The organism is Horticoccus luteus, from assembly GCF_019464535.1.
In the GTDB taxonomy this organism is placed as follows: domain Bacteria; phylum Verrucomicrobiota; class Verrucomicrobiia; order Opitutales; family Opitutaceae; genus Horticoccus; species Horticoccus luteus.
In genome coordinates this window covers 4285871-4301449 of record NZ_CP080507.1, presented here as the reverse complement: position 1 = coordinate 4301449, position 15579 = coordinate 4285871, and the positions used below count along the sequence as shown (strand labels likewise).

1 protein-coding gene (running past one end of the window) is annotated in these 15579 nt (G+C 69.6%); it reads right to left on the bottom strand.

From position 1 onward, the window contains the following. Window positions 1-60: 60 nt before the first annotated feature. Window positions 61-15579, bottom strand: the 3' portion of a protein-coding gene (locus tag K0B96_RS17295) for a beta strand repeat-containing protein (protein ID WP_220166620.1). 25776 nt of this gene lie beyond the right edge of the window; 15519 of the gene's 41295 nt are visible here — the last part of the coding sequence; its start codon lies off the right edge, out of view; the stop codon is at window positions 61-63.

Sequence of the window (15579 nt, the reverse complement as noted above, 5' to 3'; positions counted from 1 at the left end):
GAATTTCTTGTTTCAAACGCATTGCGAAAATCGCGGGTGAAATTTGTAGTGCTCTTTTCCTTACCCTTTCCAGCGGGTGAGGGTGAAGGTGGCGGCGGAGGTTTTGGCGGAGGGGTCGAGGAGGACGTCGTAGCCGAAGAGGAGGAGGTTGCCGTTGGGGACGGAGAGGGAGACGTTGGCGGCGATGGTGAGGGTGCCGTGGTTGTCGCGTTCGAAGTCGGCCATGAGGGCCAGGCGGTTGCCGGAGGACAGGAGGGAGCCCTGGGTGACGGTGATGTCGCCGTAGGCCGAGAACTCGACGTTGGCCTGGCCGGCGATGGTGCCGATGCCGATCGCGAGGTTGCCGGTCGTCTGCACCAAGAGCGTGCCTTTGGAGCGCAGGGCGCCTTCATTGAGGATGATTTCCACGGGCGTGCCGGCGCCGAAGAGCAGGTCGCCGACCTGCAGGGTGGTGGCGGCGTTCACTTCGGAGAGGGCCTGGATCAGCATGAAGCGGCCCGTGGTGTCGCGGTTGTAGTTGGCGAAGATGCTCACGGCGCCGGCGAGGGAGTTCACGCGGCCGAAGTTGGCGCCCAGGCCGCCGATGGTGACGTTTTCGCCGCCGAGGACGAGGTCGAGTTGCGCGGTGACGAGCACCGGCGCGGCGGCCCCCAGGGTGAGGTCGCCCGTGCCGTTGTGGTCGGAGTCCGCGCTCAGGGTGAGCGCGCCGGCGGGCGTTTGCAGGATCGTGCTTTGCAGGGTCACGTTGCCGGCGGAGGTAAGGCTGATGGCGCCCAGGGCGGTCAGGAGGAGGTTTTGCGCGACCACGTCGGCGGCGCTGCGGACGGTGATCCTGCCCAGGGCCTGCAACTGGCCGCGGAGGGTCAGCGTGCCGGTGACGGGCGCGGTGCCGCCGGTCGTAATCAAGAGGTCCGTGCCCGCTTTCAACTGGGTGTTATCGTTGGCGAGGGTCAGCGTGCCCTGGCCGTTGGCGTTCAGGTCGACGGTGAGGGTGATCGCGCCTTGGAGGGCGAGCAGTTCGGCGCGGTTGGTCGCGGTGCCGATCTGGATCGCTTCGCCTTGGAGGACGATGCCGCCTTGGGCGACTTGCAGGACGCTGACGGCGTTTTGGGCGATGCGGACGGCCCCGTGGTTGTCCCCGTCGGTGTCGGCGGTGAGGGTCAGCGTGCCGCTAATGCCGATCGTGAGGTTCGCGTCGATGGTGAGGTCGCCGCCGGTGCGGGCCGTGAGGTTGCCTTGGGCGCCGCTCGTGCGGACCGCGCCGTGCACGGTCAGGGTGCCGGCCGCGGCGGGCGCGGAGAACAGGACCGCGGTGCCGAAGGTGCTTTGATAGACGTCGATCGCATGGGCGCCGTCGGTGCGGCCGATCTGCACTTCGGTGAAGGCCGCGGGCACGGCGATTTCCGGAGCGAGGAGGTCGAAGCCGCCGGCCTGGCCGACGGTGATCGGTTGCGTGAGGGAGGCCGGTTGCAAGATCAGGCGGCCGGTGCCGGTGATCGAGCCGGCCGCGCCTTGCAGGTTCAGGAGGTCGGCGGTGATCGTGACGAGGCCCGTGCCGGCGAGGAGCTTCGCGCCGGTTTCCTGCGTGAAGGCGCCGGTGCCGGGGCCCGCTTGCAGGGTCAGGGGGTTGGCGCCGGTGACGGTGAGGGTCTGGTTCGCGAGGAGGACGATCGTGCCGGTGGCCTGCGGGGAGCGGATGAGGGTCGGGTTGACCAGGGTCACGGTGCCGAGGTCGATGCGGGCGGAGGAATCGGCGCGGCCGAGGACGACCTGGCTGAAGCCGGGCGCCAGGGCTTCGAGGCTCGTCTGGGAGAGGAGGTAGGCGTAGGCGGAGGGGGTGGGCACGTTGCCCAGGCCGATCGTGGCGACGTTGGTCGCGGGGGCGGCGATGAACTGGCCGTGGTTCAAGGTGTGGATCGAGCCCGGGCCGCCGGTGAGGGTGAGCGAGCCGGAGCCGAGGACGAGGTCGCCTTGCACGGTCACGGTGGCGGCGAAGGTGAGCGCGCCGGTCGTGGTGATCGTCAGTTGCGTGAGGGGGGTTTGCGCGCCGAGGGCCTGGGCGAAGGAGACGTCGCCGGAGCCGGCGTCGATCGTCAGGGCGTAGGCGCCGTCGATGGTCTGGTCGAAGGTCACGTCGCCGCCGAAGGTCGTGATCAGGGTGTCGCGGGGCAGGACCACGTTGCCGGTGAAGTGGAGGTTTTCGCCGTGGGTGACGAGGTCTTCGTCGAGGGTGACCGCGCCGGAGGTGGAGATGTTCAGGTCGCCGCCGCCGGCGTGGGCGGTGTCGTATTTGACTTTGCCGGTGCCGATGACGGTCAGGCTGATGTCGCCGGTGCCGCCGGCGTCGACGTTGACCACATGGAGGTTGCCTTGGTCGAGGCTGAGCGCGATGTCGCCGTCTTGGGTGGTGGCGTCGGTGACGAGGAGCGTGCCGCCGGCCTGGCTGTAGGCGATGGCGCCGGTGCCGGTGGCGAGGTGGGTGACGGTGACGTCGGTCGTGAGGAGGTTGCGCAGGCGGATGTCACCGGTCGTCGAGGTGGCGGAGAGCGTGGGGACGGCGACGACGACGGGGTCGAGGGTGCCGATGCCGGTGCCGGCTTGGAGCGTCAAGAGGGCCGCGGTGAACTGGGTGCCGGTCGAGGCGCGTTCGAGGCGGCCGGCGGCGGTGGCGGTGATCGTGTCGTTCTCGGCGAGGACGGTGCCCACGAGGAGGTCGGCGCCGGCGGTGAGGGTGATGTCCGCGGTGCCGCCCGCCGTGAGGGCGGTGGCGGTCAGGGTGCCGGCGGTCGTCAGCGTGATCGCGCCGTCGGTCGTGGTCGCGGTGACGGTCAGGTTGCCGGTGTCGGCGAGGACCAGGGTGCCGGGGCCGGAGATCGCGGCGTCGAGGGTGCCGAGGGTCGTGTTGAGGTTGTTGGCGGCGGTGCCGAGGGAACCCACGCTGCGGAGCGTGGCGGCGGCGCCGAGGAGGTTCGGGGCTTCGGTGGCCAGGTTGTCGGTCAGGTCCGCGCCGGTCGTGAGCACCATGGCGCCGGTGCCGGCGTCGATGATCGAGACCGCAAGGCGTTGCGCGGCGGTGACGGTGAGCAGGCCGCCGGCGGAGGCGAGGCGCGAACCGGAGTCCATCGTGATGGCGCCGGTGGCGGTGTGCAGCGTGAGGGTGCCGCCGGTCGTCGCGATCGTCGCGGCGGAGGAGAGCGTGATCGCGGCGGGCGCGTCCAGGAGGATCGGGCCGGTGCCGGAGCGGACGCCGGCGTTGACTTGGAGATTCGAGGCGGCGCCACCGGGCAGGAGCGTGATGGCACCGGTGCCCGCGGCGGAGAGGGCCAGGCCGTCGGCGTCGGCGCCGTCGTTGAGCGTGAGGGTGCCGTTGGCTGTGCGCAGCGTGATGGCCCCGTTCGCGGTCGTGGTGAGGTCGGCGAGGGAGGGTTCGGTGACGGTCGTCGTCGTGAAGTTGGCGTTCACCTTGGCGAGGGCGAAGGTCACCGTGTCGATCGTCAGCGCGGTCGCGTTGAGGATGTTCAGGCCGCCGCTGCCGGCGGTGCCGGCGAGGAGCGCCGTCGCCAGGGTGAGCGGGGTCGCGGCGGTGCCGGCGCCGGTGCCGGCTTCCAGGCGGACCGCGGTGGCGGTGAGGTTCGCGGCGGCGGTGCCGGCGGTGTTGTCCAGGATCGAGGCGCCGGAGCGGATCAGGATGCGGCCGGTCGTCGCCCGGACTTGCGCGAGGCGCACGTCGGCGCCGGCGAGGAGGCGGAGGGAGCCCGCGGTCGTCGTGAGGGTCGAGGTGGCCGCGAGGGTCAGGGCGCCGGTCGTCGCTTCGAGGTCGAGGTCGCCGGCCGTTTGCACGGCCACGGTCGCGGCGGTGGTGAGGTCATGGCCGGCGAGGAGCGTGATCGCGCCCGTCGCGGAGATGACGTCGGCGTTGAGCAGGAGGTCGCTCGTCGCGCCGCCGGCCGAGAGGAGGATCCGGCCGGTGCCGGCCGCGCTGACCGCGGTGTGATTGGCGTTGCCCCCGTCGTTCAGGGTCAGCGTGCCGTTGAGGGTGCGCAGCGCGATCGAGCCGTTCGCGGTCGTCGTGAGGTCGGAGAGGGTTTCGGCGGTGAGCGCGGCGGAGGTAAAGTCGGCGGCGACGGCGCGCACGGTGACCGACACGTTCGTGATCGTGAGCGCGTTGTCTTCGAGGAGGCTGATGCCGGCGCTGCCGGCGCTGGCGGCCAGGGTGTCGAGGCCGACCTCGAGGGGGTTGGTGGATGTGCCGATGCCGGTGCCGGCGACCAGGCGCGCGGCGCTGGCACTGATGTCTTGATAAGTGTCGCCGCCGTCGAGGATCGAACCGGCGGTCGCGGTCAAGGTGACGGAACCCGTGCCGGCTTGGAGGCCGCCCAAGGTGATGTCGGTCGCGGCGAGGAGGCGGACGTTGCCGCCCGACGTGGCGACTTGCGCGTTGTCGGCGAAGTGGATCGCGCCGGCGCTGGCGACCAGGTTCACGTCGCCGCCGGTCGTCTTGACGTCGGCGGTCGCGTTGAAGGTGAGGTTCGTCGCGCCCAGCAGCGTGATGTCGCCGCTGCCGCTGAGGATGTCGGCGTTGGCGGTGAGGTTCGCGGCGGAGAAGTAGACGTTGCCGCTGCCGTTCGCGCTGACCGCGGTGTTGTTCACGAAGCCGTCGTTCAGCGTGAGGTCGCCGGCGATGATCGTCAGGGCGATGGAGCCGTTGGCGGTCGTGACGAGGTCGGAGAGGGTTTCGGCGGCGAGCGCGGCGGAGGTAAAGTCGGCGGCGACGGCGCGCACCGTGACCGACACGTTCGTGATCGTGAGCGCGTTGTCTTCGAGGAGGCTGATGCCTGCGGAACCGGCGGACGCAGCCAGGGTGTCGAGGCCGACTTCGAGGGGGTTCGTCGACGTGCCGATGCCGGTGCCGGCGACCAGGCGCGCGGCGCTGGCGCTGATGTCTTGATAGGTGTCGCCGCCGTCGAGGATCGAGCCCGCGGTCGCAGTCAACGTGACTGAACCCGTGCCGGCTTGGATGCCGCCGAGCGTGATGTCGGTCGCGGCGAGGAGGCGGACGTTGCCGCCCGACGTGGCGATTTGCGCGTTGTCGGCGAAGTGGATCGCACCCGCGGTGGCCACGAGGTTCACGTCGCCGCCGGTCGTCTTGATGTCGGCGGTCGCGTTGAAGGTGAGGTTCGTTGCGCCCAGCAGCGTGATGTCGCCGCTGCCGCTGAGGATGTCCGCGTTCGCGGTGACGTTCGCGGCGGAGAAGTAAACGTTGCCGCTGCCGTTCGCGCTGACGGCGGTGTTGTTCACGAAGCCGTCGTTCAGCGTCAGGTCGCCGGCGATGATCGTCAGGGCGATGGAGCCGTTCGCGGTGGTCGTGAGGTCGGAGAGGGTTTCGGCGGCGAGCGCGGTGGACGTGACGTCGGCCGCGACGGCGCGCACCGTGACCGATACGTTGGTGATCTTGAGCGCGTTGTCTTCGAGGAGGCTGATGCCCGCGCTGCCGGCGCTGGCGGCCAGGGTGTCGAGGCCGACTTCGAGCGGGTTCGTGGACGTGCCGATGCCGGTGCCGGCGACCAGGCGCGCGGCGCTGGCGCTGATGTCTTGATAGGTGTCGCCGCCGTCGAGGATCGAGCCCGCGGTCGCAGTCAACGTGACGGAACCCGTGCCGGCTTGGATGCCGCCGAGCGTGATGTCGGTCGCGGCGAGCAAGCGGACGTTGCCGTTGGAGGTCGCGACTTGCGCGTTGTCGGCGAAGTGGATCGCGCCGGCGCTGGCCACGAGGTTCACGTCGCCGCCGCTCGTCTTGACGTCGGCGGTCGCGTTGAAGGTGAGGTTCGTCGCGCCGAGGAGCGTGATGTCGCCGCTGCCGCTGAGGATGTCGGCGTTCGCGGTGAGGTTCGCGGCGGAGAAGTAGACGTTGCCGCTGCCGTTCGCGCTGACGGCGGTGTTGTTGGCGAAGCCGTCGTTCAGCGTGAGGTCGCCGCCGATGATCGTGAGGGCGATGGAGCCGTTCGCGGTCGTCGTGAGGTCGGAGAGGGTTTCGGCGGTGAGCGCGGTGGACGTGAAGTCGGCCGCGACGGCGCGCACGGTGACCGATACGTTCGCGATCGTGAGGGCGTTGTCTTCGAGGAGGCTGATGCCCGCGCTGCCGGCGGAGGCGGCCAGGGTGTCGAGGCCGACTTCGAGCGGGTTCGTCGCGGTGCCGATGCCCGTGCCGGCGACCAGGCGCGCGGCGCTGGCGCTGATGTCTTGATACGTGTCGCCGCCGTCGAGGATCGAGCCCGCGGTAGCGGTCAACGTCACGGAGCCGGTGCCGGCTTGGAGGCCGCCCAAGGTGATGTCGGTCGCGGCGAGGAGGCGGACGTTGCCGCCCGAGGTCGCGATTTGCGCGTTGTCGGCGAAGTGGATCGCACCCGCGGTGGCCACGAGGTTCACGTCGCCGCCGCTCGTCTTGATGTCGGCGGTCGCGTTGAAGGTGAGGTTCGTTGCGCCCAGCAGCGTGATGTCGCCGCTGCCGCTGAGGATGTCCGCGTTGGCGGTGACGTTCGCGGCGGAGAAGTAAACGTTGCCGCTGCCGTTCGCGCTGACGGCGGTGTTGTTGGCGAAGCCGTCGTTCAGCGTGAGGTCGCCCGCGATGATCGTGAGAGCGATCGAGCCGTTCGCGGTGGTCGTGAGGTCGGAGAGGGTTTCGGCGGCGAGCGCGGTGGAGGTAAAGTCGGCGGCGACGGCGCGCACGGTGACCGATACGTTCGTGATCGTGAGCGCGTTGTCTTCGAGGAGGCTGATGCCGGCGGAACCGGCGCTGGCGGCCAGCGTGTCGAGGCCGACTTCGAGGGGGTTCGTGGACGTGCCGATGCCGGTGCCGGCGACCAGGCGCGCGGCGCTGGCGCTGATGTCTTGATAGGTGTCGCCGCCGTCGAGGATCGAGCCCGCGGTGGCGGTCAGGGTGACGGAGCCGGTGCCGGCTTGGAGGCCGCCGAGCGTGATGTCGGTCGCGGCGAGCAGGCGGACGTTGCCGTTGGAGGTGGCGACTTGCGCGTTGTCGGCGAAGTGGATCGCACCCGCGGCGGCCACGAGGTTCACGTCGCCGCCGGTGGTTTTGACGTCGGCGGTCGTGGTGAACGTGAGGTTCGTGGCACCGAGGAGCGTGATGTCGCCGCTGCCAGAGAGGATGTCGGCGTTCGCGGTGACGTTCGCGGCGGAGAAGTAAACGTTGCCGGTGCCGTTCGCGCTGACCGCGGTGTTGTTCACGAAGCCGTCGTTCAGCGTCAGGTCGCCGGCGATGATCGTGAGGGCGATCGAGCCGTTGGCCGTCGTGACGAGGTCGGAGAGGGTTTCGGCGGTGAGCGCGGTGGACGTGAAGTCGGCCGCGACGGCGCGCACGGTGACCGACACGTTGGTGATCGTGAGCGCGTTGTCTTCGAGGAGGCTGATGCCGGCGCTGCCGGCGCTGGCGGCCAGGGTGTCGAGGCCGACTTCGAGCGGGTTCGTCGCGGTGCCGATGCCGGTGCCGGCGACCAGGCGCGCGGCGCTGGCGCTGATGTCTTGATAGGTGTCGCCGCCGTCGAGGATCGAGCCCGCGGTCGCGGTCAACGTGACTGAACCCGTGCCGGCTTGGAGGCCGCCCAAGGTGATGTCGGTCGCGGCGAGGAGGCGGACGTTGCCGCCCGAGGTCGCGATTTGCGCGTTGTCGGCGAAGAGGATCGCCCCCACCCCGGCCACGAGGTTCACGTCGCCGCCGGTCGTCTTGACGTCGGCGGTCGCGTTGAAGGCGAGGTTCGTCGCGCCGAGGAGCGTGATGTCGCCGCTGCCGCTGAGGATATCGGCGTTCGCGGTGACGTTCGCGGCGGAGAAGTAAACGTTGCCGCTGCCGTTCGCGCTGACCGCCGTGTTGTTGGCGAAGCCGTCGTTCAGCGTCAGGTCGCCGGCGATGATTGTCAGGGCGATCGAGCCGTTCGCGGTCGTCGTGAGGTCGGAGAGGGTTTCGGCGGCGAGTGCGGCGGATGAGGCGTCGGTCGCGACGCTGCGAACGGTGACCGACACGTTCGTGATCGTGAGCGCGTTGTCTTCGAGGAGGCTGATGCCGGCGGAACCGGCGCTGGCGGCGAGCGTGTCGAGGCCGACTTCGAGCGGGTTGGTCGCGGTGCCGATGCCCGTGCCGGCAACCAGGCGCGCGGCGCTGGCACTGATGTCTTGATACGTGTCACCGCCGTCGAGGATCGAGCCGGCGATCGCGGTCAGGGTGACGGAGCCGGTGCCGGCTTGGAGGCCGCCCAAGGTGATGTCGCTCGCGGCGAGCAGGCGGACGTTGCCGCCCGAGGTCGCGATTTGGGCGTTGTCGGCGAAGTGGATCGCACCCGCGGTGGCCACGAGGTTCACGTCGCCGCCGCTCGTCTTGACGTCGGCGGTCGGGTTGAAGGTGAGGTTCGTCGCGCCGAGGAGTGTGATGTCGCCGCTGCCGCTGAGGATATCGGCGTTCGCGGTGACGTTCGCGGCGGAGACGTAAACGTTGCCGGAGCCGTTCGCGCTGACCGCGGTGTTGTTGGCGAAGCCGTCGTTCAGCGTCAGGTCGCCGGCGATGATCGTCAGGGCGATCGAGCCGTTGGCCGTCGTGACGAGGTCGGAGAGGGTTTCGGCGGTGAGTGCGGTGGAGATGAAGTCGGCCGCGACGGCGCGCACGGTGATGCTGACGTTGGTAATCGTGAGGGCGTTGTCTTCGAGGAGGCTGATGCCGGCGCTGCCCGCGGACGCGGCCAAGGTGTCGAGGCCGACTTCGAGCGGGTTCGTCGCGGTGCCAATGCCGGTGCCGGCGACCAGGCGCGCGGCGGACGCGCTGATGTCTTGATACGTGTCGCCGCCGTCGAGGATCGAGCCCGCGGTGGCGGTCAACGTCACGGAGCCGGTGCCGGCTTGGATGCCGCCGAGCGTGATGTCGGTCGCGGCGAGGAAGCGGACGTTGCCGCCTGACGTGGCGATTTGCGCGTTGTCGGCGAAGTGGATCGCACCCGCGGTGGCCACGAGGTTCACGTCGCCGCCGGTGGTCTTGATGTCGGCCGTCGTGTTAAAGGTGAGGTTCGTCGCGCCGAGGAGTGTGATGTCGCCGCTGCCAGAGAGGATGTCGGCGTTCGCGGTGAGGTTCGCGGCGGAGAAGTAGACGTTGCCGGTGCCGTTCGCGCTGACCGCGGTGTTGTTCACGAAGCCGTCGTTCAGCGTGAGGTCGCCGGCGATGATCGTGAGGGCGATCGAGCCGTTCGCGGTCGTCGTGAGGTCGGAGAGGGTTTCAGCGGTGAGTGCGGTGGAGGTGAAGTCGGCCGCGACGGCGCGCACGGTGACGCTGACGTTGGTGATCGTGAGCGCGTTGTCTTCGAGGAGGCTGATGCCGGCGGAACCGGCGCTGGCGGCCAGCGTGTCGAGGCCGACTTCGAGCGGGTTGGTCGCGGTGCCGATGCCCGTGCCGGCAACCAGGCGAGCGGCGCTGGCGCTGATGTCTTGATAGGTGTCCCCGCCGTCGAGGATCGAGCCGGCGGTGGCGGTCAACGTCACGGAGCCGGTGCCGGCTTGGATGCCGCCGAGCGTGATGTCGGTCGCGGCGAGCAGGCGGACGTTGCCGTTCGAGGTGGCGACTTGCGCGTTGTCGGCGAAGTGGATCGCACCCGCGGCGGCCACGAGGTTCACGTCGCCGCCGGTGGTTTTGACGTCGGCGGTCGTGGTGAACGTGAGGTTCGTGGCACCGAGGAGCGTGATGTCGCCGCTGCCAGAGAGGATGTCGGCGTTGGCGGTGAGGTTCGCGGCGGAGAAGTAGATGTTGCCGGTGCCGTTCGCGCTGACCGCGGTGTTGTTCACGAAGCCGTCGTTCAGCGTGAGGTCGCCCGCGATGATTGTCAGGGCGATGGAGCCGTTCGCGGTCGTCGTGAGGTCGGAGAGGGTTTCGGCGGCGAGCGCGGTGGACGTGAAGTCGGCGGCGACGGCGCGCACCGTGACCGACACGTTCGTGATCGTGAGCGCGTTGTCTTCGAGGAGGCTGATGCCCGCGCTGCCGGCGCTGGCGGCCAGGGTGTCGAGGCTGACTTCGAGGGGGTTCGTGGACGTGCCGATGCCGGTGCCGGCAACCAGACGCGCGGCGGACGCGCTGATGTCTTGATACGTGTCGCCGCCGTCGAGGATCGAGCCCGCGGTCGCGGTCAACGTGACTGAACCCGTGCCGGCTTGGAGGCCGCCCAAGGTGATGTCGGTCGCGGCGAGGAGGCGGACGTTGCCTCCCGAGGTCGCGATTTGCGCGTTGTCGGCGAAGAGGATCGCCCCCACCCCGGCCACGAGGTTCACGTCGCCGCCGGTCGTCTTGACGTCGGCGGTCGCGTTGAAGGCGAGGTTCGTCGCGCCGAGGAGCGTGATGTCGCCGCTGCCGCTGAGGATATCGGCGTTCGCGGTGACGTTCGCGGCGGAGAAGTAAACGTTGCCGCTGCCGTTCGCGCTGACCGCCGTGTTGTTGGCGAAGCCGTCGTTCAGCGTGAGGTCGCCGGCGATGATTGTCAGGGCGATCGAGCCGTTCGCGGTCGTCGTGAGGTCGGAGAGGGTTTCGGCGGCGAGTGCGGCGGATGAGGCGTCGGTCGCGACGCTGCGAACGGTGATTGAGACGTTTGTGACGGTGAGAGCGTTGTCTTCGACGAGGCTGATGCCCGCGCTGCCGGCGCTGGCGGCGAGGGTGTCGAGGCCGACTTCGAGCGGGTTGGTGGACGTGCCGATGCCGGTGCCAGCAACGAGGCGCGCGGCGGAGGCGCTGATGTCTTGATACGTGTCGCCGCCGTCGAGGATCGAGCCGGCGATCGCGGTCAGGGTGACGGAGCCGGTGCCGGCTTGGATGCCGCCGAGCGTGATGTCGGTCGCGGCGAGCAGGCGGACGTTGCCGTTGGAGGTGGCGACTTGCGCGTTGTCGGCGAAGAGGATCGCGCCGGCGGCCGCGACCAAGTTCACGTCGCCGCCGCTCGTCTTGACGTCGGCGGTCGTGTTGAAGGTCAGGTTTGTCGTGCCGAGGAGGGTGATGTCGCCGCTGCCGCTGAGGATGTCCGCGTTCGCGGTGACGTTCGCGGCGGAGACGTAAACGTTGCCGGTGCCGTTCGCGCTGACGGCGGTGTTGTTGGCGAAGCCGTCATTCAGTGTGAGGTCGCCCGCGGCGGTGACGACGATTGCGCCGTTGCCGGTGGTCGTCAGGTCGGACAAGGCGGTCGTGCCGATCACGGAGGCGGTGCCGTCGGCGGCGACGCGGTTGACGTAGATGATCGCCACGGTGTCCACCGTCAGGTCGCTCGCGTCGGCGAGGTTGATGCTGCCGGCGGTCGTGGTCTCGGCCGCGACGGTGACGAGTTCGGTGTCGAGGGCGTTGTCCACGCCGGCACCGAGGACGCCGATGTCGGTCGCGGCGGAGAGGCGGGCGGACGAGCCGTAGAGGTTGATGCCGGCTTCGCCGCGCGCCTTCGCGTCGGTGATCGAGCCGCTGCCGGCGCTCAGCGCGAGGGAGCCCCAGGCCGCTTGCTGCGTCAGCGTGCCGCCCAGACGGTCGGCGTTGGTCCGCGCGTCGATGACTCCCGCGATGATCGAGGTCGCAGCGGTCAGGCGGATGTTGGCGCCGTCGGTGGCGAGGATGAGATCGGCAGCTTGCTGAAGTTTACCTTCGCGGGCCCAGACGTCGATGGTGCCGGGAGCGGCGGAGACGGTGACGTTACCGGCGGAGGCGAAGATGACGTCGTGACGGGCCACGAGGCTGAGGTTGCCGCCGCCGGAGCCGACGGCGGCGTTAACGAGCAGGTCGGAGTTCGCGAGCGTGGTGCCGGCGGCTTCGAGTCGAACGTTGCCCGCGTAGGCTTGAACGGGGGCGGCGACAGTGAGGTTGCCGTCGGTGATGAGGATCGAAATCGCGCCGGTGCCCGCCTGCGTCTGGACTCCGGTGCCGGTGAGGACGAGGACGCTCGTTTCCTGGATGAAGATGCCGCCGGAGGTGGTGACGGTGGCCTGCAGGGAGTCGATGGTGGTGTCGATGTCGGCGGCGTTGGCGGCGCCGATGCCGGTGCCGGCGACGAGCGTGGCGAGGGCGGCGCTGGAGAGGTTGGCGGTTTCGGCGGCGGTGTGATCGGTGATCGCGCCGGCGGTGGCGGTGACGTTGAGCGCGCCGGTCGTGCTCGTGAGCAGCGAGAGGGCGACGTTGACGCCGGCGAGGTAGGTGATCTCGCCGGTGACGGTCTGCGCCTTGGTGCCATCGGCCATCGTGATGGAACCGGTCGTGGCGGTAACAGAAATCGTGCCGGCCGCGGCGGTGTAAACGTTGGCGTTCTGAAGAACGTTGTTGGCGGCGGTGATGGTGATGCTGCCGGTGTCGGAATGGACGGCGGTGGCGTCGGCGTTGACGCCGTCGGTCAACGTGATGGAGCCGGCGAGGCTTGTGAGGGCGATGTCGCCGCCGTTGCCGGCGACGAGGTCGCTGGTGGCGGCGCTGTCGGCGAGCGGGGTCACGCCGGCGGCGGTGGTCACGCGGCTGACGGAAATGACGGCGACGGTGCCGATAGTGACGTCGTCGCTTTCGTTGAGGCGGAGGGCGCCGGAGGTGGTGGCCGCGGCGAGCGTGCCGGCGGAAACGTCGATCGCATCGACGGCGCCAATGCCGGTGGCGGCGGAGAGGCGAAGGAGGGACGCGACGACGTCGATCAAGCTATCGCCCGCGTCGGTGATTTGGCCGGTGACGGCAGTGAGCGTGGCGCCGCCGGCGCCGACGTTGATGCCGGTGACGGCGAGGGAAAGGTGGGCGAAGGCGCGAAGGTTGCCACCGGACGTCGTGAGGGCGGCGCCGTCGGCGATGGCGAGCGAGCCGGCGGTGGCTTCGAGATCGATGGAGCCGCCGACCGTGGCGATGTTGGCGGCGACGTTGAGGTCGCGGGCGGCGAGGAGCGTGATGGCGCCGGTGCCGGAGGAGATGGCGGCGGTGGTAAAGAGATCAGAGCCCACCCCACCCGCCTGCAGGAGCACACGGCCGGCGGCGGAAACGTTGACCGCACCGTTGACGGTGAGCGTGCCGGCGGCGGTGGTGACGATGATGGCGGTGCCGGCGGTGTTGGAAATACCAGGCGCGGCGATGGTCAGCGCGTCGACTTCGTTGATGACGATGCGGCCCGTGGTGCTGTTGGACGCGGTGAGCGAGCCGAGCGCGGTGTTGAGGTCGGCGGCGCCGACGTCGCCGATGCCGCTCTTGGCGGTCAAGGTGGCGAGGCCGGTGGTGACGAGGTTGGGCGTTTCCGCGGCGGTGTTATCGGAAATGGCGCCGGCGGTGGCGGTGACATTGAGCGCGCCGGTCGTGCTGGTGAGGAGCGAGAGGGCGACGTTGGTGGCGGCGGTGTAAGTGATGTTGCCGGCGGCGCTCGTGGTCGTGGTGCCGTCGGTCATCGAGATCGCGCCGGTCGTGGCGGTGACCGCGATGTTGCCCGCGAGGCCGGTGGCGAGGTCGGCGTTTTGCGTGACGGCGGTGGCGGTGACGGCGAGATCGCCGGAGGTGGAGGAGATGACGGCGTTGAGTGTGGCGGCGCCGGCATCGGTGAGGAGCGTGATGGCGCCGCTGCCGTGTGCGGTGACGACAGCGTTGACGGTCAAGGTGCCGGCGGCGGTGTCGATCCAGATGGAGCCGTTGCCGGCGAGTGTGCGGACGCCCGTGCCGTTGATGACGAGGGTGTTGGTTTCCTGGAGATAAATGTCGCCCGACGCGGTGTTCGTGGCCTGCAACGTGGCGATGGTCGTGTCGATGTCCGCATCGCCGGCGGCGCCGATGCGGGTGGCGGCGGTCAACGTGGTCTGGCCGGTGGTCACGAGGTTGGCGGACTCGGCGGCGGTGTGGTCGGTGATGGCGCCGGCGGTGGCGGTGAGCGTGAGGTTGCCGGAGGCGCTGCTGACGAGGCTGAGCGCGATGTCGGTCGCGGCGGTCAAGGTGATCGCGCCGGTCGTGGTCGAGGTGGTGGTGCCGTCGGCCATCGTGAGGTCGGCGACGTCGGTCGTAAGGGAGATGATTCCGGCGGAGGTGGCGATGTTGGCGTTTTGCGCGATGCGGTCGGCCGAGGCGGTGATGGCGCCGCTGGTGCTGCTGACCACCGCGCCGATGGTGAGTGCGCCGGCGTCGGCGTTGAGCACGATGGTGCCGGAACCGTGCGCGGTGACGACGGCGTTGAGGGTGAGATCGCCGGCGGCGACATCGAGATTGATGTTGCCGTTGCCGGCCAGGGTGCGGACGCCGGTGCCGTTGATGACGAGCGTGTCGGTTTCCTGAATGTAGATGTCGCCGGACGAGCGGTTGGTCGCGGTGAGGGTCGCGACGGTGGTGTCGATATCGGCCGCGCCGGCGGCGCCGATGCCGGTCTTGGCGTCGAGGGTGGTCTGGCCGGTGGTGACGAGGTTGGGGGTTTCGGCGGCGGTGTTGTCGGTGATGCTGCCGTTGGTGGCGGTGACGCTGAGGTCGCCGCTGGTCGACGTGAGGAGTGAAAGCGCCACGCTGGTGGCGGCAGTGTAGGTGATCGCGCCCGTGGCGGTGGTGGTGGTGGCGCCGTCGCCCATCGTGAGGGCGCCGCTCGTGGCGGTGACGTTGACAGTGGCGGCGGAGCCGGTGGCGAGGGCGCCGTTTTGCGTGACGCTAGTGGCGCTGAGGGCGAGATTGCCGGTGGTGGAGCTGATCGTGGACGCGGCGTTTTGCGTGATGGTGCCGGTCGTGCTGGTGAGCGTAATGGTGCCGGAACCGTGGGCGGTGACGTTGGCGTTCACATTGAACGCGCCGGCGCCGACGAGGATGGTGATATTGCCATTGCCGCCGGTGGTCTGGACGGGGCCGGTGAGGTTGAGGCCGTTGGCGTCTTCGATGAAGATGTCGCCCGAGACGGAGTTGGTGGCCTGCAACGAGCCGGCGAGGAGATCGAAGTCCGCGAGGCCGGCGGCGCCGATGCCGGTCTTGGCGTAGAGCGAAGCAAGACCGGTGGTCTGGATGTTCGGGACGGAGTCGCTGGAAGGCGTGTTATCGACGATGGCGCCGTCGGCAGTGAGGGTGACCGCGCCGGTGACGGTGTTGATGTTGCCGATGCTGAGGTTGCCGTTGCCGCCGACTTCGGTGGTGAGGGAAACGGCGCCTGTGTTCGTCGTGATCTGGTCGACGATCAGGGCGTCGACTTCGGTGAGGGTGAGCGTGCCGGCACCGGTGATGAGGACGCCGTTGATCGTCTGGGCGGAGGCGGCGGGCAGGACGGCGGCGGCGATGGTCAGCGCGGTGAGGCGTGCGACGTTGGTGCGCACGGTGATGTTGTTCGCGCTCTGCATCGCGAGGCGGTCGGCGACGAGGCGACCGGAGGTTTGCGTGATGGCACCGGCCTTGGCGTAGAGGGCAATCTCCGAGTTGGAGCCGTTGCCGGCGGCGGTGAGGATGGCGGACTCGGCGGCGGCGCCGTTGAGGAGGATGTTACCGCCGAGCGGGCCGGCGGAGAGCTCGATGCGGCGATTGACGCCGGCGGCGTTGGACGTGTTGACGCTGCCGGTGGTGGCGACGGTGATGGAGCCGATGCCGGTGCCGGCGAA